Below are 22,117 nucleotides of genomic sequence, written 5' to 3'. Positions count from 1 at the left end.
ACCTCGTTCGTGTTGTTTTGGTTTGTTCGAAACGCGACGGCTTTACTTCACTGCACTGCGTTCAGGTTTTCCCTGTATAGCGTTTTGACCGCTATTCCTGGAACCGGAGCCGAACCGAAATATATTCGTTTCCGATCATTAGAGATGAAAATAGTTCGTTATAGAAATTTTTACAACCATTTTCAACGATAAATTACAAGGACCTTTTAGGGCCATCCCTGGCAAACGAAAGTTTGACGCCACTCCCTATCACTCCCTATCACTCCCTATCACTCCCTATCACTGCCCATCACCCCCAGCGCAACAGCACCAGAAGCCAGATCACCGATACCGCCAACGCAACCCAAAGGCTTATGTCGCTGACAGCCAGGAATGCCAGATGAATATACGCCGCAGACAGCAGGCCGATGAAAAGCCGGTCTCCACGGGTTGTCGAAATTGGCAGGAAGCCCTTACGTTCCGTACACGGCGAAACAACTTCGTATACCGTCATCACCGCCAGTATTCCTGCAATCACTGCAAAGAAAATGGCAACGGTAGGTGTCCAGTTCATCCACGCGATCATGATAATTCTCCTTATACCCGACCCAGTGCGAAGCCTTTAGCGATGTGGTTGCGAACAAACCAGACCACCAGTACGCCAGGAACAATGGTGAGCACACCGGCTGCTGCCAGCACACCCCAGTCAACACCACTGGCCCCGACCGTTCGGGTCATGATGGCGGCGATCGGCTGCGCATCCACGGAGGTCAGTGTTCTTGCCAGCAGCAGTTCCACCCACGAGAACATGAAGGCAAAGAATGCGGCGACACCAATCCCTGAGCGGATCATCGGCAGGAAGATCTTGATGAAAAATTTCGGGAAACTGTAACCATCAATATAGGCCATCTCGTCGTATTCGCGCGGTACACCGGACATGAAGCCTTCCAGTATCCAGACCGCCAGCGGCACGTTGAACAGACAGTGCGCGAGTGCCACGGCAATGTGGGTATCGAACAGCCCCACCGACGAATAGAGCTGGAAGAACGGCAACAGAAATACCGCCGGTGGCGCCATACGGTTGCTGAGCAGCCAGAAGAACAGATGCTTGTCGCCCACGAACTTATAGCGACTGAACGCATAGGCAGCCGGAAGGGCAACCAGCAGCGTGATGGTCATGTTCATGGACACGTAGATCATTGAGTTGATGTATCCCGAGTACCAACTGGAGTCCGTGAATATCACCGCATAGTTATCCAGCGTGAAATTCTGCGGCCAGAAGGTAAGCCCTCCCAGAATCTCGCGGTTGGTCTTGAACGACATGTTCAATAGCCAGTAGATCGGGGTCAGCAGGAGCACAACAAACAGTGTCATCCCGATGCCCTTGGAACGTGAGTAGTTCATCACTCTCTCCTTATTTTTCTTTGTCGAGGTGAGTTATGGCGGTAAAGAACAACCAGGACACCAGCAATACAATCAGGAAGTAGATCAGCGAGAATGCCGCCGCACGACCTATATCAAACTGGCCAATCGCCATGGTTGTGAGCGTCTGACTCAGGAAGGTTGTCGAGCTGCCAGGCCCGCCACCGGTGAGAACAAAGGGCTCCGTGTAGATCATGAAGCTGTCCATAAACCGCAGCAGTACGGCGATCACCAGCACGCTTTTCAGGCGAGGCAACTGGATGTAGCGGAAGACAGCCCACTTTGACGCACGATCAATTTCGGCGGCCTGATAGAAGGCCTCGGGAATGGCCCTCAACCCTGAGTAGCACAACAAGGCCACCAGGGGCGTCCAGTGCCACACATCCATCAACAACACCGTCAGCCAGGCATCCACCGTGCTGCCTGTATAGTTGTAATCAACGCCGAGCGCGTTCAGCCCCCAGCCAAACAGGCCAATATCACCCCGACCGAAGATCTGCCAGATAGTGCCGACCACGTTCCAGGGAATCAGCAGGGGTATGGCCAGCAGGATCAGGCACAGAGAAGCCTTGATGCCGGACTTCGGCATCATCAGGGCAACCCCGATGCCAAGGGGAATCTGGATGGCCAGCACTGCGCCAGAAAACAGGAACTGCCTGAGCAACGATTCTCTCAGTCGCTCATCAGCGAGCACTTCCCTGAACCACTCAGTGCCCACGTAATAGGCGTTACCCGGACCAAAGATGTCCTGGACCGAATAGTTAACAACCGTCATCAGCGGTATCAGCGCCGAGAACGCCACAAGGATGAATACTGGCAGTACGAGCCACCAGGCACGATTATTGGGAACCCTATTCATTGGTCCTTCTCCTCTACCAGAAACTCATCCACATACAGCTTCAGCCACTTCTCCGGGAAACTGAGCTGGACGTGACCACCAACCTCAAAATGCTGATCCTCGGTAAGACGGACTTTCAACGTTTCGAAGTCCAGCTTCACCGTCATGATCTTGTAGGTGCCCAAGTCCTCGACATCCAGCACCTCGGCTTCATACGTATCGTCTGCCGCGACGTCCGATGCCTGGACAAATTCAGGACGAATACCGATCTTGAGGTTGTTGGATTTGAGGCGCTGCAAGGTTTCAACCTGACGAGCATCCATCGGTACCACCGTGCTGCCGAAGCAGACGCCACGAGGGCAACGCTGAACCTCAATCAGGTTCATGCCGGGACTACCAATGAAATACCCCACGAACGTGTGGTTGGGCTGCTCAAAGAGCTCGGTTGGCGTTCCGAACTGAACGATCTGGCCGCCGTACATCACCGCGATCTTGTCGGCGAAGGTGGAAGCTTCCAGCTGGTCGTGGGTGACATACACCATGGTGATGTCGAATTGCTCGTGGATCTGCTTGAGCTTGCGGCGCAGCTTCCACTTGAGCTGGGGATCGATCACCGTCAGCGGCTCATCGAACAGGATGGCGGAGACATCGCCCCGAACCAGGCCACGCCCCATGGAGACTTTCTGTTTCTGGTCCGCGGAGAGGTTCTTGGCCTTTTTATGCAGCTCTTCCTCGATCTCCAGAATTCCGGCGATTTCGTGCACCTTGGCCTTGATCTGGGAAGAAGGCACACCGGTGTTCTTGAGGGGAAACGCCAGGTTCTGGAACACGGTCATCGAGTCATAGATAACGGGAAACTGGAATACCTGGGCAATGTTCCGGTCCCGCGGAGACAATTCGTTGACCCGCTTGCCATCGAACAGCACATCGCCTTCGGACGGCTGCAGCAGCCCCGAGATAATGTTCAGCATTGTGCTCTTGCCGCAGCCGGACGGGCCAAGCAAGGCGTAAGCACCGCCCTTCTCCCAGACATGGTCCAGGTGGCGAATTGCATAGTCATCGGGCCCGGCCGGGGTGTCGCTGTAGCTGTGAGCCAGGGACTTCAAGTGAATTTCAGCCATCAGACCGTCCCTCCTGTTACCTGTGGTGGGGTATGCACCAGTTTTTCGTCCTGATCGAATACAAACAGCTTGTTGATAGGCAGGTAAATCTTGATGGGCGACCCGGTGTGATACTGGTGAACCCCCATTAATTGCATAACCATCTCGAAGTGCCGGTTACGAACGTGCATGAACGTTTCCGAGCCGCTGATCTCGCTGAGCTCCACTTCCATGGACATCTCAAGATCGTCCTCGTTATTGGGAACCAGCCCGATATGACTCGGCCGGATACCGAACCAGTAATCACCGGGCTCGAGTTTTGACAGCTCCTGGGTCAACGCATGGTGCGAATATTCGTCAAAGGTGACTTCGGTGTCGGTTACGCGCCCCTTGATCATGTTCATGGGCGGTTCGCTGAACAGCTGCGCGGCCAGGGTGTTTACCGGGTTGCGGTATACGTCCATCACCGGACCTGTCTGAACGATGCGCCCCTGGTCGAGCAGCGTCGTGACGCCACCCAGCGCCAGCGCTTCGTTGGCCTCGGTGGTGGCATATACGGCAATGCACTGACGTTCACGGAACAGGTCCCGCAACTCCGCACGCAGCTCTTCCCGCAACTTGTAGTCCAGGTTCACCAGGGGTTCGTCAAACAGGATCAGAGTGGCATCCTTGACCAGGGCCCGGGCCATCGCTGTGCGTTGTTGCTGACCGCCGGAAAGTTCCAGCGGATACCGCTTTAACAGCGGGTCAATCTGCAACATATTCGCGGTTTCTTTTACCCGCCGATCAATCTCGCTCTCCTTCATCTTCGCCAGACGCAGGGGCGAGGCAATGTTTTCGTATACCGTGAGATTGGGGTAGTTGATGAACTGCTGATAGATCATCGAGACATTGCGTTGCTGAACGCTTTGCCCGGTCACATCATGGCCGTTGTAGATGAGGCGGCCTTCGTCAGGCTTGTCCAGCCCGGCCATCAGCCGCATCATCGAGGTTTTACCGGCCAATGTGCGCCCGAGCAGTACGTTGAACGAACCTGCCTCAAACGTGATGTTCGCGTCCCGGATGTAATCGACTCCATCCACGACACGGGAGAGATTCTCCAGTGTTAAGGACATAGGCTTTCCTTTGTTGTTCTTGTAACAGGTTATTCGCCGGCACCGGCAAGTGACCGGCGAAAATTCGATTTCGAATACATAGAGGCAACGAGCATACCAATACAGGAAAAAATCCAGGGAAGATTCCTATCTGATTGTTTTAACGGGATTTAATGATTTAAGAAAGTTCTTTACTGAAAATTAAAATGTTCGTTATCAAACTTTTTGTTCAGTTTGAGCATTGACCTGAACAGTCAATGAGCACATTATTGAACACCATTGCGAACAGATTCGCGTCAGCGAAAGGCCCTGACAGCCGCCACAAAAACAAAACGAAACTGCAGGAACGCGGAGGACGCGCGTGAAAAAACAACACGAACGGGCCGAATACCGGTCCATCATTGCCGATTCCTGGAACCGCTGTATCGATTATGGCCTCCATCACGACCATGAACCGGCGCCGGCGAACCTTGACGACAAGGCACGTGAAGCACTGGAACAGGACTACGAGGCATTACTGAGCACAACAGAAACGGAAGTGCTGCCCTACTACAACAACATCATGTCCAACAGTCGCTGCCTGATCCTGCTCACGGATTCCGACGCGCAGGTATTGAAGGGCTGGGGCGACCGGCGCATTACCGAAAGCCATCTGCGCCCCTGGTTCAGCGCGGGCGCAAGCTGGCATGAGCGCTATGCCGGTACCAACGCCATCGGCACGTCCATTGCCACCCGATCGCCGATACAGGTGCAGCGAAACGAACATTTTCTCAAGCTGAATCGCAGCATCATCAGTTCCGCTGCCCCCATTTTCGATACGGACAGAACCCTGGTGGGTGTACTCAGCGCCTTCAGTGACGCCTATCTGCCCCAGGCCCACACCCTGGGAATGGTCCGGCTGCTGTCGCAATCCGTTGAGAACCGTCTGATCGTCAGGCAGTTGGGTGGCGACCACTTCATCCTTACTCTCAACACCACGGCAGACAACATCGACAGCCCCTGGTCCGGCCTGATCGCGTTTGACCAGAGTGGCCGCGTTATCGCCTCCAATCAGCGGGCCGACCAATTGCTCGGTGAACCACTTTCCGCACGCAACCTGAGCTCACTGTTTATCGAAAACCGGAACCTGGTACTGAACCATTCCCACAACGCACCTATCCAGCTCACCACCACCCAACGGGTACGACTGTCGGGGCTCCTGAAACGACCGGTATCGGTGGCCGCCACCGGCCCGAAGTCATCCCGCCCGGTGCCCCGCCCGAGGCCATCAGCGCCTCGTAACATGGGGGTTTCCCTGGAGGATATCGAGCATGGCGACCCAGTGGTCCGACGCTGCTCTGACCAGGCGAGCAAGGTTCTGGAGCGGGGGGTTCCGATACTGATTTGTGGCGAAACCGGTGTTGGCAAGGAAGTGATGGTCAAGGCCCTGCATGGAACCAGCGGACGGCGTGATCAGCCCCTGGTGTCGGTCAACTGTGCCGCCATCCCTCCGGAACTCGTCGAATCCGAGCTCTTTGGTTACGAGGCCGGTGCGTTCACCGGCGCCCGTGCCCAGGGCTCCCTTGGCCTGATACGAAAAGCCGACAAGGGCATCCTGTTCCTTGACGAAATCGGTGAAATGCCGCTTGCTGCCCAGTCCAGGCTGCTGCGGGTGCTACAGGAACGGGAAGTCACGCCGGTGGGGTCGACAGAACGCATCCCGGTGGACATTCTACTGGTGTCAGCAACCAACCGCCCGTTATCCGACCGGATCACTAGCGGTGAATTCCGCGCCGACCTCTATTACCGCATCAATGGGCTATGCCTTGAACTCCCGCCGCTACGGGAGCGGATGGACAAGCGCGAGCTCATCCGCAGAATCTACCAGGAGCATCGCGATGACGGCCTGCCGGCCACCCTGAACGCAGAGGTGATGGCGGCACTGGAAAACCATCCCTGGCCTGGCAACATCCGCCAGCTGGTGAATATCATCCGTGTCGCTGTCGCCATTGCAGACGGCGACGAAGTGCAGCTCTGGCACCTGCCGGAAGACTTTCTTGGGGAATATGGGGGGCAACAGGAAGCGGAGCGAAAACCGGTATTCGATGCCTCGTCGTTCCGCGAAACGCCCCAGGCCAACGACACTATGAACCAAACTCTCGTGGTCTATCGGCAGTGCATGGGGAACGTATCCCGCGCCGCCAGGGAGCTGGATGTCAGTCGCAACACCCTGTACAAACGTCTTCGGGATCTTGGGGTGAGGTAATCAGAGCTTACGAATGGCCGTAATCCAGCCATCGTATAGCTTATCGCGCTGGGCCTTGGTCATCACTGCCTCGAAGCTTCGGTCACAGCACCACATGCTGCTCAGATCCTCCAGGGATTTGTAAACACCGGCCTGCAGGCCCGCCAGATAGGCTGCTCCGAGGGCAGTGGTCTCCACCAGCGCCGGCCTGTCGACGCGCGCCCCGAGAATATCCGCCAGGAACTGCAACACCCAGTTGTTGGCAACCATGCCACCATCCACACGCAGGGTGATGGGCCGGATCCCGTCCTTTTCCATGGCTTTCTGCAGATCCTTGGTCTGGTAACAAACCGATTGCAGGCCTGCGGTCACAATTTCCTTGATACCGGTATCCCGGGTCAGCCCGAAAATGGCGCCCCGGGCATTGGGGTCCCAATAAGGGGCGCCCAGGCCGGTGAAGGCCGGTACCAGATAGACACCGTGGTCCACCGGCGTGCCTTCGGCTAGCGGCTCGGTCTCGCATGCATCTCTGATCAATTGCAGGCCATCGCGCAACCACTGGATGGCAGCACCGGCGATAAAGATACTGCCTTCCAGCGCGTAGACCGGTTTGCCATTCAAACGATAGGCCACGGTGGTCAGCAGGCGGTGCTCCGACGTCAGTGCCTTGTCGCCAGTATTCAGCATCAGAAAGCAGCCGGTCCCGTAGGTGCTTTTTGCCATTCCTGTCTCGAAGCAGGTCTGCCCGAACAGAGCCGCCTGCTGGTCTCCTGCCATGCCCATAACCGAAGTACCGTTCAGCCGCCCGTTACCGACGATCTGGCCAAAGTCCGCAGCAGAATCCATCACTTCAGGCAACAGGGACTCCGGAACCCCGAACAGATCCAGCAGTTCCGCATCCCACTCCTGGGTATGAATATTGAACAACATGGTGCGGCTGGCATTGGTGGCATCGGTCCTGTGCACCTTTGCGCCGGTCAGCCGCCACAACAGGAAGCTGTCGATGGTACCAAACGCCAGCTCGCCCTTCTCCGCACGGTCGCGCGCGCCCGGTACGTTGTCCAGCACCCAGCGTATTTTCGTGGCCGAAAAATAGGGATCAATCAGCAGCCCGGTCTTGTTGTTTACCGATGGTTCAAGACTTTGCTTCTTGAGAGATTCACACCAGTCGGCTGTCCGGCGGTCCTGCCAGACGATGGCCGGGTATACCGCTTGCCCAGTCGCCCGGTCCCAGAGCACCGTGGTCTCGCGCTGATTGGTTATGCCGACAGCCACTACCTCGTCATTTTCGTTACAGCCTTCAGCCATGACGTCGTCGCAGGTTTCCCGCACGGTACGCCATATATCTTCCGGATCGTGTTCAACCCAGCCACTGGCCGGGAAATGCTGAGGGAATTCCTGTTGGCTGGTGGCGTGTATGTTGCCGTCCAAAGTAAAAAGAATGGCACGGGAACTGGTGGTTCCCTGGTCGATCGACAGAATGTACTGAGTCATAGTTGTTTTTCCTCGGGTGTTCTTATTTTTTCGTATTTTTACCTTTTTGAAAATAAAAGCCAACCCTTTTCGCTAGCGGGAAACGCCCCAAGCTCCACAACCTCCTAAAAAGGCTGCACAAAGACGCAAAACACTCTAGACTGAGCGAGGGCGTGAAATCGCTAATTCGTTCGTTACAGAAAAACCGGACGCCGGAGGAGGTTGAATGGCACAGCGACGCAGGCAGGATCTGATCATGGAGCTGATCCAGCAAAACGGCTTTGTCACCACAGAACAGCTGGTGGACCAGTTTAAAGTCACACCGCAGACCATTCGCCGGGATCTGAACGATCTGGCCAGTCAGAAAAAACTCCGTCGCCACCACGGCGGTGCCGGCATCGATTCCAGCACGGTGAACACCGCCTACCAGGCACGCAAGATCATGGACCTGGAAGCCAAGGAGCGTATCGCCGAGGCCCTGGTGGAGATGATTCCGGACAACTCCTCCATGTTCATCAACATCGGAACCACCACGGAAACCATCGCCAAGGCCCTGCTCGAAAAAAACAACCTTCAGGTGGTGACCAACAACCTGCACGTGGCCTCCATCCTCTCCGCCAAGGAAGACTTCCACATCATCATCGCCGGCGGTGAAGTCCGGAATCGCGATGGCGGTATTGTGGGTGAAGCCACCCGGGACTTTATCAATCAATTCAAGATGGACTTCGGCATCATAGGGATCAGCGGCATTCACGCTGACGGCTCATTGCTTGACTTCGATTACCGGGAAGTCCGCGTCGCCCAGTCCATTATCGAAAATTCCGGCCAGGTTTTACTCGCCGCCGACCACTCCAAGTTTGGCCGCAACGCCATGGTTCGTCTTGGCAGCATTGCCCAGGCCGATCACGTGTTTACCGACGAGCCGCCTCCCGTTGAGATCCGCCAGTTGTTGCGCGAGAACAACGTGGAACTGCACCTGGTCTGACCGTTCCCCGCTGATTACCCCTTTCGCTTTCTGAAGGCTATTCGGAATAGCCTCTGACTTATCCGAGTGCATCTTTTCGTTTTTTTTCTTTATTTTCCTTTACGAATATACTTTGCTTTCGCATAATATACGAACACGTTTCTGTGAAAACCGGAAAGAGCGCCCGGAAGCGTCTTTCATTGGCGTCAGGAGATGACACAAGATGACCGAGGAGAACAATAAATTTGACGTTGTCGTTGTGGGCGGCGGCGTTAACGGAACGGGGATCGCAATGGATGCTGCGGGCCGGGGTCTCAAGGTGTTGCTGTGCGAAATGAATGATCTCGCCTCGGCGACATCCTCCAGCAGCAGCAAGCTGATCCATGGCGGATTACGATACCTGGAGCACTATGAGTTCCGATTGGTGCGGGAAGCCCTGGCAGAGAGAGAGTCCCTGCTGCGGAACTCTCCCCACATCATGTGGCCAATGCGCTTCCGGCTGCCCCACCGCCCTCACCTTCGCCCTGCCTGGATGATCAGAATGGGGCTGTTCCTCTATGACCACCTTGCCAAGCGGGAAGTCCTGCCCGGGTCGCGGTCCATCAGGTTCGATGAAAAAGACCCGCTCAAGTCTGACATAACCAAAGGGTTCGAATATTCCGACGGTTGGGTCGACGACGCCCGCCTGGTGGTGCTTACGGCCAAGAAGGCACAGGAATACGGTGCGACCATTCTAACCAGAACCAAGTGCATCAATGCCGAGCGCGGAGCGGATTCATGGAATGTATCGCTTCAGGACATGAACAACGACAGCATCCACCATGTGTCGGCCAAAGTTATTGTGAACGCCTCCGGCCCCTGGGTAAGCAGCTTGTTCAGTGAGAGCCTCGCCATGAAGGCTCCGAAAATCATTCGCATGGTCAAGGGCAGCCACATTGTAGTTCCCCGCCTGAACCGTGAAACAGAGGCCTACATTCTCCAGAACGAAGACGAGCGTATTGTTTTCGTTATCCCTTACGAAGACGAGTTCTCCCTGGTTGGTACAACCGATGTGGACTACGAAGGCGATCCGAAGAAAGCAAAAATTTCACCGGAAGAAACCAAATACCTACTGGATATTGTTAACTCTTATTTCAAGCGCCAACTGACAGAGAGCGATGTAATCTGGTCCTATTCCGGTGTTCGCCCGCTGATGGACGATGAAGAGGGTGACGCCAAGAAAGCCTCCCGCGACTACTCGTTTGAAGTCAGCGCGGAAAAGGACAAGGCCCCGGTTATCTCGGTATTTGGCGGCAAGATCACAACGTATCGCAAATTGGCAGAAGCCGCTACCGACAAGCTGTGCCAGTACTTCCCCCACGCCAGAGGCCCCTGGACCAAAAAGAGCGTTCTCCCCGGTGGCGACTTTGAAAATCACGACACCCTGGAAGCTCGCATATCAGCGGATTATCCGTGGCTTCCAGAAGTCGTTTACAGCCGTTATGTGCGCACCTATGGAACCAACGCCTATCACATTCTGGGCAGCGCGAAATCCGTTCAGGACCTTGGCTCCCGGTTTGCAGGTACGCTCTATGAACGGGAAGTGGAATACCTGATCAAACACGAATGGGCAATGACGTCAGAGGACATACTTTGGCGCCGCACCAAGCAGGGGCTGTACGCCACTGAAGAAGATGTCCGCGAGTTGGACAGGTATCTGTCGGCTCAGGCCACCCCGAAACCACAGACTGTTGCTCTCCACCACAGCGCCTGACTCATTCCCCCAAGCACTTTGCTCCGGCCGGTTTTACCGCCCGGAGTTTTTTGCGTAGACCATCTGGAACACCCGGAACTTTTCCCGAGATAAAAAAAGCCAGATGCCCCGAGGCACCTGGCTTACGCCCCTCCCTCTGGATCCCGGGGGGAGCAATGTCTGCAGCTCTTTAGAATGTAAGTTGTGAGCCTACGATAACAGCGCTGTAGTCACTGTCGGGAGCATCGCTGGAGAAGTCCTGAACTTCGGCCAGTATGGTCCATGCATCAGTAGCCTTGTAACGGGCGAAAATCATGGTCATATCGGTGTCGATGTCGGTCAGGTCATCGGAGCCTTCACCATAGCTTGCCCCAAGAGTTGCACGACCAATGCCATAGGTACCCTCAACGTACCACTGATCCGCATCCTCCTCCTGTGCGCCACCGGCAAAACCATGGCCACCGAAGACAAAGTTACCGGTACCCTGTGTCGTGGCATAATTCGCACGTACGCCCAGGTCCCCCAGTGCAAGCGCTCCCCCAAAGTCGATACCATTCATGGTGAAGTCATCAACGGCAGGGTCATTGGAGTCAATAGCCTGGGTAAAACCACTGGTCCACAAAGTCACCATGTCACTGGCCCAGACGACGTTTGCCTCAAGGCGCGGTGCTTCGGTCAGCGCATCGGTATTGCCTTCTGGCTTCTCAGGCTGGAACGCGCCAACTTTAAATTGCAGACCACCCATATCCGGTGAGGTGTAGATTACTCGCGGGTTAAAGTTAGCATAGAAGTAGCCATTGCCGATCCTGCCCGCAGTGGCATCACCCTGGTTCGGGCTGAATAAACCAACGCCCATGCCACTGCCGGCGTCACCAATCGCGGGTGTGCCGTAGATTCCAAATCCCTTACCGATATTAAGAGCCCCGAAAATCCCGCTTACAGCAATCTCGGCGACCCGGCTTTCCACCCCGGATTGACGGCCGAAATCAACACGCCCGAAGCCCGAGTTCTGAACACCATCCGCACCGGCGAGATGACTGTTCAACTGAAAGTGACCAGAGACATCCAGACCAAACTGAGTAGGCGCATGCACGTTGAACTGCGCAGTGGCCGGATTGAAGCCCGTCGTGATACGGAAAGCATCTTCTTCCAGATTATCGTTATCACTCATGAGGGCGAAGACGGGAATGTGGCCATTTACACCGAATTTCCACCCGCTGTCCGCCTCAAATGAAAGCTCGGCTGCGGCGGGAGCAGCAAGACCACCGGCAACCAGGGCAACACCAATTGCAAGCGCGGAACGTCGCATCGGGTTTGCAGTTGTCATTATTGTATTTGTGCGATGTTTATTTTCGATCATGATAGCTTCCTATTATTGTTAGATATGTTCCGGCCCACCCCTCCATCGCTGTGACAGCCATATTAAGCGTTTTTTCAGTACTTTACGGCAACCCTTCGGAGTGATGGGCACTGTCATCCCGAACATTCATTACGGTCTGTGGCCGTTTCCTGTTTTCGAGACCCCACAAACTTAGCGCGCAACAGAAAAAATAGAAAGTTTTAGAACATTATTTTTTTCGAACTCACCACACCATGATGGCAAACATCTCGCCAAAATAACTGTACTAACATGTTTTTATTAACATTATCCACTCTTAGCAATCGATTACGAAATTTTCGTTGACGAACCCAAAATCGAACATTAGGCTCCTTTAGGTAGTAAAACAAACAACAAAAAAGGTGTCCCATGAAGAATTGGCCAGTTGTCGCTGCAATCTTCTGTCTGTTTTATTTCAACGCTGTCAGCCACGCATCTGACACTTTGAACGCGTTACCGGAAGAGCGGCGACAGGTCATCGAACGATGGGTTTCAGGGCATCTACAGGCCTCGACCCTATCGCCCAGGGAGCAGGCTGAAGAGCTCGCATGGTTTGCCGCGGCGGCAGAGCCTCTGGAGGGCCTCGAAATTTCGGTGCTCTCCGAAAATCTGGCCACCCATCGCTATGAATCCGAGGTTCTCGCACGGGCATTCCTGGAGATAACCGGCATTAAGGTAACCCACGATCTGAAGCCGGAAGGCGAGGTTATCCGGCAGGTCAATCTGCAACGGATCATGGCCGCAAAAGGGCGATACGATGCCTTCGTCAACGATTCAGACCTGATCGGAACACACTCCCGCACCGGCTGGGCACTGGCACTGAGTGATTACATGGAAGGTGAAGGCAAGGCTTTCACCCTTCCCACCCTGGATCTGGAAGACTTTATCGGCCTGAGCTTTGTGACAGGACCTGACGGCAAGATTTACCAATTGCCTGACCAACAATTCGCCAACCTTTACTGGTTCCGCTATGACTGGTTCCAGCGCCCTGAACTGCGCGCGGAATTCCGCGAGCGATACGGCTACGAACTGGGTGTACCGCTGAACTGGTCTGCGTACGAAGACATCGCCGAGTTCTTTACGGTTCATGTGAAGGAAATCGATGGCAAGCGGGTATACGGGCATATGGACTACGGCAAGCGAGACCCGTCACTGGGATGGCGCTTTACGGATGCCTGGTTATCCATGGCGGGCGCCGGCGACCCCGGCCTACCCAATGGCCTGCCTGTAGACGAATGGGGCATTCGGATGGAGGAATGCCACCCCGTGGGCTCGTCGGTCGAAAGAGGTGGTGCAACGAATGGGCCAGCGGCGGTCTACGCACTGCAACAGTACATAGACTGGCTAAAAAACTATGCTCCGCCGGAAGCTCCGGACATGAACTTTTCTGAGGCAGGGCCGGTACCCGCCCAGGGGCAGATAGCCCAGCAGATTTTCTGGTACACCGCCTTTACCTCCGATATGACAAAGCCGGGGCTTCCGGTGGTAAACCAGGACGGCACACCCAAATGGCGAATGGCCCCCTCCCCTTACGGCGCCTATTGGTCTGACGGCATGAAGCTGGGTTACCAGGATGTGGGAGCCTGGACCATTCCGCGGGTAATGAGCGATCGCCGGCAGAAAGCCGCATGGCTCTATGCCCAGTTTACAGTTTCCAAATCCGTGTCACTGCAGAAAACCCTCGTGGGGCTGACACCGATTCGGGAATCTGACCTGAATTCGCCGGAAATGCAGCAGAAAAGCGCTGAATTGGGCGGGCTTGTCGAATTCTATCGCAGCCCAGCACGGGAGGCCTGGACACCAACCGGCGTGAACATCGCCAACTACCCTAAGCTGGCAAAACTCTGGTGGCCGAACATTGCCGACGCCATGTCCGGGGAACGCACCGCACAGCAGGCGATGGACAAGTTGGCAGAGAGTCAGGACAGGGCTATGGCCGTTATGGAGAGAAATTTTTCGGTGAACAACTGCGGCCCACGCATTGTCCCGGACGGTGAAGCCAAGGGCCGTGACTGGTGGCTGGCCCAGCCCGGCGCCCCGAAACCGAAGCTTCAGAACGAGAAACCACCCGGAAAAACCATACGTTATGAAGAGCTGCTCACCCGGTGGGAAGACGCCCGATAATATCCCCAACCCGTTGCCGCAATTCGGGAATAACATCCTTTTCAAACCAGGGATTACGCCGTAGCCACATATTGTTTCGGGGGCTGGGATGAGGCAGCGGCAACACCCTGGGCCAGTCTTTTTCCCAGCCCTTCACATTGTCGGTCACCGACTTCTTCGGGCCCGACAAGTGCCAGGCATGGGCATACTGCCCGATGACCAGTGTCAGTTCTATGTGTTTTAGCCGTACCAGCAACGCTTCCCGCCAGGCTGGCGCGCATTCGGGACGCGGTGGGAGATCACCGGACTTGCCGGTACCGGGGTAACAGAACCCCATGGGCAATATCGCCAGCTTGCTCTCATCGTAGAAGATCTCACGACTAATCCCCATCCAATCCCGCAGCCGGTCGCCACTGGGGTCATTGAACGGCAACCCGGTTTCATGAACCCGCCGGCCCGGTGCCTGCCCGACCACCAGTATCCGCGAGGATTCACTGAGCTGCACCACCGGTCTCGGCCCCAGTGGCAAATGCTCTTCACAAAGGGTGCATCGGCGAACTCTGGCGACCAGTTCGTCGAACGACAGCGATGGGTAGAGTTCTGTCATGACACCTTCCTGGCCCTCTTGATCGCATACATGGCCTCGTCCGCCCTCGCCAGCAGTTTGTCCGGATCACTTTCGCCAGCGCGGCTGGTCACCCCACCCACACTTGCCCCGGCATAATCCAGAGTCAGTTCCGGCAGCTCGAACTGTCCCCGGGTCGCTGACCTCAGTCGGTCAAGGAAAGCCTCCAGGCCAGATCGATCTTCCCCCGCCCTGCCCGCCGACAACACCACAAATTCGTCACCGCCATAACGACTGACCAAATCCCCGGAACGGATCACCTCCCGCAATCGCTTTGCCATGCACTGCAGAACGTGGTCACCCGCATCGTGCCCGTGCTCATCGTTAATCTGCTTGAATTCATCCAGATCGATAAAGGCAACATGTACACTGCCGCCATTTCGATGGGTAGCAGCCAGCATGCGCGCCAGCTCCTCCATCACATAACGACGATTGGCCAGCCCTGTCAACGGGTCATGAAGGGCATACACCGAGAGTTCCTGGTTGGCACGTTCAAGCTGCGCGAAATACTCTGTCCGCTCAGCCAGCAGAGACAGGTAATTGGAACAACTGATGATCATCTGCCGGTCGTTTTCCGGTTCCGCCGGCACCTGCTCAAGAATCAGCAGAATACCCGCCACCCGGCCCTCCGCTGTCTCAACACTGACCAGTGCGGCACTGGCATCGCCTGACAATCCAGCCTCTGGAGGAAACATTCCCAGTGCTCTCGGCCCATGAGCACTGACAAACGGGTCAGGGTGGACATTGTCGAATAGCGCATCCGTTAGCGGGATCAGGGCATCGGTCTCTTTAACAACCTCCAACCAGGCGCTGTCAGCCTGAACCAGGGCGCTGACCCTCTGGCCACTTCGGACAAACGGCACTGCCCTGAACCAGCCCCCACGTTTCTCGAGCATGGAAGCGGTATGTATCAACGCGGAATTAAGGGTATCCGACCGAAAACACAATTCACCGATGTCAGAAATCAGCGCCAGTGATTCCAGCTTTTTCTCGGCCGCATTGGCCCGACGGATGGAGGCCTTGGCAGCAGCGTCCCTGGCAATCTGATAGGCAATCAGCTCGGAGCAGAGTTCCAGTAGATCAAACATTTCCTGATCCACCTTCGTGGCGCGACTGCTCGCACCGCAGAGGGTGCCGTAGATGCTGCCATCAAGATTACTGACGGGAACAGAGAGATAGGTCTTCAGGCCCAGCTCCCGAGCAGCCTCGGAATCACCCCAGACACTCTCGACGTCTTCGGTAAAGTACAGCTTTTCATCCATTGCGCGCTTGCACAGGGTATCCAACCAGGGAACCTGCATACCTTCCGGGAGATTGATACTTCCGGAGTTGTCCGCGAAAAGAATGACCTGAACGCCTTGCGATTCATCAATCATCGTCAGGTAGGTGGATTCCAGGCCGGTAATGCGTTGCAACAGCAAAAGAATGGGGCGAGTGAGTTGTTCAAGGTTTTCGGCGCCCGACAATGTGCGGGCGAAATGGGAAAGTAACAATTCCATGCCAGGTAATGACTACTCGTATTGATGGCAATTTGGTACGTCTGTATCTGCCCGCACCTATTACCTCCAGAGTAGACTCTTCCTTTGGTCACGGCCAGACCGTCGACGGTCACCGGCCTCGTATGACTGGTAATCCCGGCATGGAACCATCCGCTCACACCTCCGGGTTTGTCAGTGCTTCCGCTGCTCCCAGCAGCCCAGTGTATGGCTCGGTCACCACATACACCGGCGTAGCCTCCAGCAATGGTCGCATGCGCCCCTTATCCTCAAAGCCATTGCGGAACGGACTTTCCAGAAAGAAGTCGAGGAAGCGGGGCAGAATACCGCCACACAGGTACACGCCCCCGGTACTCCCGAGGGTCAGCACCCCATTGCCGGCCACCCTGCCCAGCAGTTCACAGAAATGGCGGAGAGTATGGCGGGCCAGTGCGTCGTTATCCTCCAGCGCCGCTGCCGTGACTTTTTCCGGTGCGTCCAATGCCGCTGGAACGCCCTGTATCTCGGCGTGAGCCTGGTAGAGATTCAGCAACCCCTGCCCACAGAGTATTCGCTCCACGGACACCCGGCCAAAACGGGCTTTCAGAATTCGCAGGATTGCCATCTCGTCTTCATCGGTGGGTGCAAAATCCACATGCCCGCCCTCGGTCATCAGCGGTACCCAACCTTCGTTGATTGGCACCAGACCGGATACCCCAAGACCGGTCCCCGGCCCCATCACCAGCCTTGCACGGCGGCTGTCGCCAGGTCCGCCGCAAACATGCACAAGATGCTCTTCCGGAACGTGAGGAACGCCCAGAGCCATGGCAGTGAAATCATTGATCACCTTGAAGGTCCGCCACCCGAACTGCCGGCGGATCTCATCGGTATCAAAACACCAGTGATTGTTGGTCATCCGCACCCGCGACCCCGTCACCGGGGACGCCACCGCAAGGCAGGCTTCTCCGACCTCGGAAACCCCTACCCTGGCGAGATACTCAGTTACCGCATGGTCGAGGTTACGGTAGTCACCACAGGCCAGGATCTCGATAGCCTGGGGCTGGAAACTGCCACGCTCTACCAGTGCAAAGCGCGCATTGGTGCCACCGATATCACCCACCAGGGAGTAATGTGTTGCCGTCATGCCTCGTGATTCCAGAAAAAGCTGGCGCCTTCCTCGGGGTTGCTGGCCGCACGACGCATCCAGCCAAACAGCTCCCGACCGTAGCCGTGATGATACCCGGTCAGATCTGCTTTTACAGGTTCACGGGCCGCAAATTCCTGTGGCTCCACCTCGATGGACAACCTGCCCCGCTCGGCATCCAGGCAGACCAGATCACCATCCCTGACCCTGGCAAGTGGACCGCCGTCCAGCGCTTCGGGGTAGACGTGAATGGCGGCAGGTACTTTACCAGAGGCGCCGGACATGCGGCCGTCGGTCACCAGGCCGACCTTGAACCCCCGATCCTGCAAGACCCCCAGGTATGGCGTCAGCTTGTGTAGCTCGGGCATGCCGTTGGATTTGGGCCCCTGAAAGCGGACAATCACCACGCAGTCCTTGTCGAGGCTGCCGGATTCAAACGCTGCTTTCAGGTCGTTCTGATCGTTGAATACCACCGCGGGCGCTTCCACCATCCTATGCTCACGCGCGACGGCAGACACTTTGATCACACCCCGGCCCAGATTACCGTCCAGCACCCTCAGCCCGCCATCCGGCGCAAACGGCTCCGCCGCGGAGCTGAGCACATCGGGCAGCAGGCTTTTTTCGGGCGCTGGTTGCCAGACCAGTTGATCGCCTTCCAGATCCGGCATTTGGGCATAGCGATCAAGGCCATACCCTACCACCGTTTCCACGTCGTTGTGGAGGTAGCCGGCATCCAGCAGCTCGCGAATCAGGAACGGCGTGCCGCCAGCCTCGTGGAACGCGTTTACATCTTCCTGGCCGTTGGGGTAAATGCGGGTCATTGATGGCACAACGGAAGACAGCTCCGCGTAATCATTCCAGTCGATGATGATGCCCGCTGCCCGGGCAATGGCGATCCAGTGAATCGTATGGTTGGTGGAGCCACCGGTCACCAGCAGTGCAACGAGGGCATTCACAATGCTCTTCTCGTCAACCATGTCGCCCAGACCAAGCTCGCCGCCGTGGGGCTTGGACAGTTTGATGACCTGCTCTGTAGCGGCACGGGTGAGCTGGTCACGCAGTGGTGTATTCGGGTTTACAAAGGCCGCGCCCGGCAAATGCAGCCCCATCACTTCCACCAGAAGCTGGTTGCTGTTGGCGGTTCCGTAGAAGGTGCAGGTGCCCGGACTGTGGTAGGACTTGCTCTCGGCCTCCAGCAACTCGTCCTTGCCCACCTTGCCTTCCGCATACAACTGACGAATCCGCTGTTTCTCCTTATTGGGAAGCCCTGAAGGCATCGGGCCGGCGGGCACCAGAATAGTCGGCAGGTAGCCAAAGCTCAGGGAGCCGATCAGCAGGCCCGGCACAATCTTGTCACAGATACCCAGCAGCATCGTGGCATCAAACATATTGTGACTCAGGGCCACCGCCGTACTCATGGCGATGGTATCCCGGGAAAACAGACTCAGCTCCATACCCGGCTGGCCCTGGGTCACACCATCACACATGGCGGGTGTGCCGCCGGCAACCTGGGCAACCGACCCCATACCCCGGGCCGCCTCACGAATCACATCCGGGAACTTTTCATAGGGCTGATGGGCCGAAAGCATATCGTTGTAGGCAGAAACCATGGCCACATTCGCCTTGTTCATGAACTTCAGGGTGTCCTTGTCCCCCTGACTGCAGGCGGCGAAACCATGGGCCAGGTTTCCGCAGGAGAGAGAGCTCCGGTGCGGCGACTGGGCCTTGAGTTCGTTCATGCGGTTGAGATAGTCCTGCCGGCTGGCACGGCTGCGCTCAATGATTCTCTGTGTAACCTTGTCAACGATCGGGTGCATGGCGGGCTCCATAGCAAATATTATTAATATCGTCATTTTTAGACGTAATTTTACTTTCTTTATTGGATGATTTCACCCATTAAACGTTCATTTCTTCTCTTTTTGTTGTTATATTTACTACATCACAATCAGGAATCGAACAAAAAATAACCACAAGAGGAGTCAGAGAATGACTATTCGCATCGCAATCAACGGTTTTGGTCGCATAGGCCGCAATGTCCTTCGCGCCCTTTATGAAAACAACTACCGGGATCAGATTCAGGTCGTCGCCATCAACGATCTGGGCGACGCTGAAACCAACGCACACCTGCTCAAGTATGACAGCGTTCATGGCCGTTTTGACGGTGTGGTCAACCATGACGCAGAATCGCTGACCGTTAACGGCGATCGCATCGCCATTACCGCCATCCGCGACCCCGAAGAGTTGCCTTGGAAAGATTTCCATATTGACGTGGTCCTCGAGTGCACCGGGCTCTTCACACAACGTGCCCAGGCTCAGGCACATCTGACAGCTGGCGCCCGCAAGGTGATCATTTCCGCGCCCTCGCCCGATGCCGACGCCACCGTGGTTTACGGAGTTAACCACGACAGCCTGACTGCCAGTCATGACATTATCTCCAACGCGTCTTGCACCACCAACTGCCTGGCACCGGTGGCAGAAGCGCTCCATAAGGCTGTCGGTATCGAAAGCGGTCTGATGACCACCATTCACTCCTACACCAATGACCAGAAACTGAGCGATGTATACCACTCAGACCTGTACCGGGCCCGCTCGGCAACCCAGTCGATGATTCCCACCAAGACCGGCGCGGCCGCCGCCATCGGCAAGGTCATTCCCGAGCTTAACGGCAAGCTGGACGGACTGGCGGTAAGGGTACCCACCATCAACGTATCGCTGGTTGACTTCGGCTTCATTGCGAACCGGGAAACCTCCGTTGAAGAAATTAATGAAGCAGTCAGGGTGGCAGCGCAGGACAGCCCGATTCTGGGTTACAACACCGAAAAACTGGTCAGCGTGGACTTCAACCATAACGCGCTCTCCAGTGTTTTTGACGCCAACCACACACGGGTGCTGGGCCGTCACGTAAAAGTCATGGCCTGGTACGACAATGAGTGGGGCTTTTCGAACAGAATGCTGGATAATGCCATCGCTCTGATCAAAGCCGGCCAGTAAAGTTGGTCGGCTGGCGAACATCCGCTAGCCTATTCGGAATGCCTCCCATCAACCAAAGGACAACAAACATGCTCAGGCGTACCAAGATCGTCGCCACCCTCGGCCCCGCAACCGACTCCCCGGAATCCCTCGCCGCCATTATTGAAGCAGGCGTTGACGTAACCCGGCTTAACTTCTCCCACGGCAGCGCCGAAGAACACATCAACCGCGCTCGCCGCGTCCGCGAAACGGCAGCCAGCCAGAATCGCTTCGTGGCGCTTCTGGCGGACCTTCAGGGTCCCAAGCTGCGTATCGCCCGCTTTACAGAGAACAAAGTCACCCTGAAGGCAGGCCAGACGTTTATCCTGGACGCCGCAATGGACAAAGAAGCCGGCACCGAAGAGCGCGTCGGTATCGATTACGAGCAACTCATTGAGGACGTGGAACCCGGCGATATCCTGGTTCTGGATGACGGCCGCATCGAGATGGAAGTGACCTCGGTAAACGCCACCAGCATTACCTCCAAAGTCCTTATTGGCGGCCCCCTGTCCAACAACAAGGGCCTGAACAAGCGTGGCGGCGGCCTCTCCGCCGACGCGCTGACTGAAAAGGACAAACAGGACATCGTGACGGCGGCTCGCCTTGGTGCAGACTACGTGGCGGTGTCTTTCGTTCGAACCGCAGAAGACATGCACATCGCCCGCCGGCTACTGAAGGAAGCCGGTTCCGATGCGGGACTGGTCGCCAAGATCGAGCGTGCGGAACTGGCCCATGACGTGGAAGCCCTAGATGCGGTGATTGAAGCCTCCGATGCCGTGATGGTTGCCCGTGGTGACCTGGCGGTGGAGATTGGCGACGCTGAACTTGTTGGTGTGCAAAAACACATTATTTCCCGCGCCAGGATACTGGACCGCGCTGTCATCACCGCCACCCAGATGATGGAGTCGATGATTACCAGCCCCATGCCCACACGGGCTGAGGTTTCAGACGTGGCCAACGCCGTCATGGACTACACCGATGCGGTGATGCTGTCCGCGGAAACCGCCGTAGGCGACTACCCGGTAGAAGCGGTGGAAGCCATGGTGCGCATCTGCCTGGGCGCTGAAAAGCAGCCTTCCATGCACCAGTCGAAGCACCGGATTCACGAGAGCATGGAGAAGGTGGACGAAGCCATTGCGCTGTCTGCCATGTACGCAGCCAACCACCTGGATGGTGTGTCAGCGATCATCTGTATGACGGAAACCGGCGCCACGCCACGATTGATGTCCCGCATCAAATCGAGCCTGCCGATTTTCGCCTTTTCCCGTCACCACTCCACCCAGCACCGGGTTGCGCTGTTCCGGGGCGTTCAGACCGTTCCGTTCGACTCGGCCAAGATCCCTAACGAGCGCACCAACGCGCTGGCGATCTCCGAGCTGATCAACCGGAATGTGGTAAAGGAAGGCGATCTGGTGGTGATGACCAAGGGCGATTACGTGAACGCCCAGGGTGGAACCAACACCATGAAGATTGTTCGGGTTGGGCAGGATATTCGCTGATTATTCTGTCCCGGGGGCAAAGGGGAGTGCGAGCACTCCCTGGCGCCCAGCACCAAAT

At 56.3% G+C, this 22,117-nt stretch carries 17 protein-coding genes; 6 read left to right on the top strand and 11 right to left on the bottom strand.

The window, feature by feature from the left end; translation table 11 throughout:
* Nucleotides 1-289 precede the first annotated feature (289 nt).
* The 5 genes from ACJO5Y_RS03160 to ACJO5Y_RS03140 are packed head-to-tail and all read right to left on the bottom strand — an operon-like array spanning nucleotide 290 to nucleotide 4,454.
* Complete coding sequence (locus ACJO5Y_RS03160) at nucleotides 290-565, bottom strand: DUF2160 domain-containing protein (protein ID WP_406984970.1); 276 nt, start codon at nucleotides 563-565, stop codon at nucleotides 290-292.
* Nucleotides 566-576: 11 nt separating this feature from the next.
* Entirely contained in the window at nucleotides 577-1,383 is an 807-nt protein-coding gene (locus ACJO5Y_RS03155) for a carbohydrate ABC transporter permease (protein WP_406984969.1), read from the bottom strand.
* Between the two features lie 10 nt (nucleotides 1,384-1,393).
* On the bottom strand, nucleotides 1,394-2,260 hold the full coding sequence (locus ACJO5Y_RS03150; RefSeq protein ID WP_406984968.1) for a carbohydrate ABC transporter permease: 867 nt from the start codon (nucleotides 2,258-2,260) through the stop codon (nucleotides 1,394-1,396).
* Nucleotides 2,257-3,360 carry an ABC transporter ATP-binding protein gene (locus tag ACJO5Y_RS03145; protein WP_406984967.1) on the bottom strand — a complete coding sequence of 368 codons (1,104 nt, stop codon included), beginning with the start codon at nucleotides 3,358-3,360 and terminating at the stop codon, nucleotides 2,257-2,259. Before ACJO5Y_RS03145 ends, ACJO5Y_RS03150 begins: the two co-directional genes overlap by 4 nt.
* Nucleotides 3,360-4,454, bottom strand: coding sequence for an ABC transporter ATP-binding protein (locus tag ACJO5Y_RS03140; RefSeq protein WP_406984966.1), 1,095 nt, complete (start codon nucleotides 4,452-4,454; stop codon nucleotides 3,360-3,362). Before ACJO5Y_RS03140 ends, ACJO5Y_RS03145 begins: the two co-directional genes overlap by 1 nt.
* Before the next feature lie 340 nt (nucleotides 4,455-4,794).
* Between ACJO5Y_RS03140 and ACJO5Y_RS03135 the strand changes: the two genes are divergently transcribed.
* Nucleotides 4,795-6,678, top strand: a complete 1,884-nt coding sequence (locus ACJO5Y_RS03135; RefSeq protein ID WP_406984965.1) for a sigma-54-dependent Fis family transcriptional regulator — start codon at nucleotides 4,795-4,797, stop codon at nucleotides 6,676-6,678.
* Here ACJO5Y_RS03135 and glpK read toward each other — a convergent pair whose 3' ends face one another.
* On the bottom strand, nucleotides 6,679-8,151 hold the full coding sequence (gene glpK, locus ACJO5Y_RS03130) for a glycerol kinase GlpK (protein WP_406984964.1): 1,473 nt from the start codon (nucleotides 8,149-8,151) through the stop codon (nucleotides 6,679-6,681).
* 205 nt (nucleotides 8,152-8,356) lie between these two features.
* On the opposite strand from glpK, the gene ACJO5Y_RS03125 reads away from it, so the two are divergent.
* Nucleotides 8,357-9,115 carry a DeoR/GlpR family transcriptional regulator gene (locus tag ACJO5Y_RS03125; protein WP_406984963.1) on the top strand — a complete coding sequence of 253 codons (759 nt, stop codon included), beginning with the start codon at nucleotides 8,357-8,359 and terminating at the stop codon, nucleotides 9,113-9,115.
* Between the two features lie 202 nt (nucleotides 9,116-9,317).
* Entirely contained in the window at nucleotides 9,318-10,847 is a 1,530-nt protein-coding gene (gene glpD / locus ACJO5Y_RS03120) for a glycerol-3-phosphate dehydrogenase (RefSeq protein WP_406984962.1), read from the top strand.
* Between the two features lie 169 nt (nucleotides 10,848-11,016).
* Here glpD and ACJO5Y_RS03115 read toward each other — a convergent pair whose 3' ends face one another.
* Nucleotides 11,017-12,186: a porin gene (locus ACJO5Y_RS03115; RefSeq protein ID WP_406984961.1), complete on the bottom strand. Its 1,170-nt coding sequence runs from the start codon at nucleotides 12,184-12,186 to the stop codon at nucleotides 11,017-11,019.
* A gap of 387 nt (nucleotides 12,187-12,573) precedes the next feature.
* Between ACJO5Y_RS03115 and ACJO5Y_RS03110 the strand changes: the two genes are divergently transcribed.
* Nucleotides 12,574-14,328 (top strand): ABC transporter substrate-binding protein, encoded by a 1,755-nt coding sequence (locus ACJO5Y_RS03110; protein WP_406984960.1) that lies wholly within the window; start codon nucleotides 12,574-12,576, stop codon nucleotides 14,326-14,328.
* On the opposite strand, the gene ACJO5Y_RS03105 is transcribed toward ACJO5Y_RS03110, so the two are convergent.
* The 4 genes from ACJO5Y_RS03105 to edd all read right to left on the bottom strand — a co-directional run bounded on the left by ACJO5Y_RS03105 (nucleotide 14,303) and on the right by edd (nucleotide 19,368).
* Complete coding sequence (locus ACJO5Y_RS03105) at nucleotides 14,303-14,914, bottom strand: uracil-DNA glycosylase family protein (protein ID WP_406984959.1); 612 nt, start codon at nucleotides 14,912-14,914, stop codon at nucleotides 14,303-14,305. The two genes, ACJO5Y_RS03110 and ACJO5Y_RS03105, sit on opposite strands and share 26 nt — an antisense overlap.
* Nucleotides 14,911-16,431 (bottom strand): sensor domain-containing diguanylate cyclase, encoded by a 1,521-nt coding sequence (locus ACJO5Y_RS03100; RefSeq protein WP_406984958.1) that lies wholly within the window; start codon nucleotides 16,429-16,431, stop codon nucleotides 14,911-14,913. The genes ACJO5Y_RS03105 and ACJO5Y_RS03100 overlap by 4 nt, the downstream gene beginning before the upstream one ends.
* Nucleotides 16,432-16,585: 154 nt before the next feature.
* Complete coding sequence (locus tag ACJO5Y_RS03095; protein WP_406984957.1) at nucleotides 16,586-17,551, bottom strand: glucokinase; 966 nt, start codon at nucleotides 17,549-17,551, stop codon at nucleotides 16,586-16,588.
* Nucleotides 17,548-19,368, bottom strand: a complete 1,821-nt coding sequence (edd, locus tag ACJO5Y_RS03090; protein WP_406984956.1) for a phosphogluconate dehydratase — start codon at nucleotides 19,366-19,368, stop codon at nucleotides 17,548-17,550. Before edd ends, ACJO5Y_RS03095 begins: the two co-directional genes overlap by 4 nt.
* Before the next feature lie 169 nt (nucleotides 19,369-19,537).
* Between edd and gap the strand changes: the two genes are divergently transcribed.
* Together gap and pyk are read left to right on the top strand one after the other, a co-directional pair.
* Entirely contained in the window at nucleotides 19,538-20,542 is a 1,005-nt protein-coding gene (gap, locus tag ACJO5Y_RS03085; RefSeq protein ID WP_406984955.1) for a type I glyceraldehyde-3-phosphate dehydrogenase, read from the top strand.
* A 68-nt stretch (nucleotides 20,543-20,610) separates the two neighbouring features.
* Nucleotides 20,611-22,059, top strand: a complete 1,449-nt coding sequence (gene pyk / locus ACJO5Y_RS03080) for a pyruvate kinase (RefSeq protein ID WP_406984954.1) — start codon at nucleotides 20,611-20,613, stop codon at nucleotides 22,057-22,059.
* The last annotated feature ends 58 nt before the right edge of the window (nucleotides 22,060-22,117 follow it).

The organism is Marinobacter alkalisoli (assembly GCF_045449855.1).
In the GTDB taxonomy this organism is placed as follows: Bacteria; Pseudomonadota; Gammaproteobacteria; order Pseudomonadales; family Oleiphilaceae; genus Marinobacter.
The sequence above is the reverse complement of the archived record's forward strand: the minus strand, read 5'-3'. Positions and strand labels throughout refer to the sequence as shown.

Bases quoted from the DNA above. Each gene is read 5' to 3' on its own strand.
- ACJO5Y_RS03160 (WP_406984970.1), bottom strand. From the start codon at position 565: ATGATCGCGTGGATGAACTGGACACCTACCGTTGCCATTTTCTTTGCA.
- ACJO5Y_RS03155 (WP_406984969.1), bottom strand. From the start codon at position 1,383: ATGAACTACTCACGTTCCAAGGGCATCGGGATGACACTGTTTGTTGTG.
- ACJO5Y_RS03150 (WP_406984968.1), bottom strand. From the start codon at position 2,260: ATGAATAGGGTTCCCAATAATCGTGCCTGGTGGCTCGTACTGCCAGTA.
- ACJO5Y_RS03145 (WP_406984967.1), bottom strand. From the start codon at position 3,360: ATGGCTGAAATTCACTTGAAGTCCCTGGCTCACAGCTACAGCGACACC.
- ACJO5Y_RS03140 (WP_406984966.1), bottom strand. From the start codon at position 4,454: ATGTCCTTAACACTGGAGAATCTCTCCCGTGTCGTGGATGGAGTCGAT.
- glpK (WP_406984964.1), bottom strand. From the start codon at position 8,151: ATGACTCAGTACATTCTGTCGATCGACCAGGGAACCACCAGTTCCCGT.
- ACJO5Y_RS03125 (WP_406984963.1), top strand. From the start codon at position 8,357: ATGGCACAGCGACGCAGGCAGGATCTGATCATGGAGCTGATCCAGCAA.
- glpD (WP_406984962.1), top strand. From the start codon at position 9,318: ATGACCGAGGAGAACAATAAATTTGACGTTGTCGTTGTGGGCGGCGGC.
- ACJO5Y_RS03115 (WP_406984961.1), bottom strand. From the start codon at position 12,186: ATGATCGAAAATAAACATCGCACAAATACAATAATGACAACTGCAAAC.
- ACJO5Y_RS03110 (WP_406984960.1), top strand. From the start codon at position 12,574: ATGAAGAATTGGCCAGTTGTCGCTGCAATCTTCTGTCTGTTTTATTTC.
- ACJO5Y_RS03105 (WP_406984959.1), bottom strand. From the start codon at position 14,914: ATGACAGAACTCTACCCATCGCTGTCGTTCGACGAACTGGTCGCCAGA.
- ACJO5Y_RS03100 (WP_406984958.1), bottom strand. From the start codon at position 16,431: ATGGAATTGTTACTTTCCCATTTCGCCCGCACATTGTCGGGCGCCGAA.
- ACJO5Y_RS03095 (WP_406984957.1), bottom strand. From the start codon at position 17,551: ATGACGGCAACACATTACTCCCTGGTGGGTGATATCGGTGGCACCAAT.
- edd (WP_406984956.1), bottom strand. From the start codon at position 19,368: ATGCACCCGATCGTTGACAAGGTTACACAGAGAATCATTGAGCGCAGC.
- gap (WP_406984955.1), top strand. From the start codon at position 19,538: ATGACTATTCGCATCGCAATCAACGGTTTTGGTCGCATAGGCCGCAAT.
- pyk (WP_406984954.1), top strand. From the start codon at position 20,611: ATGCTCAGGCGTACCAAGATCGTCGCCACCCTCGGCCCCGCAACCGAC.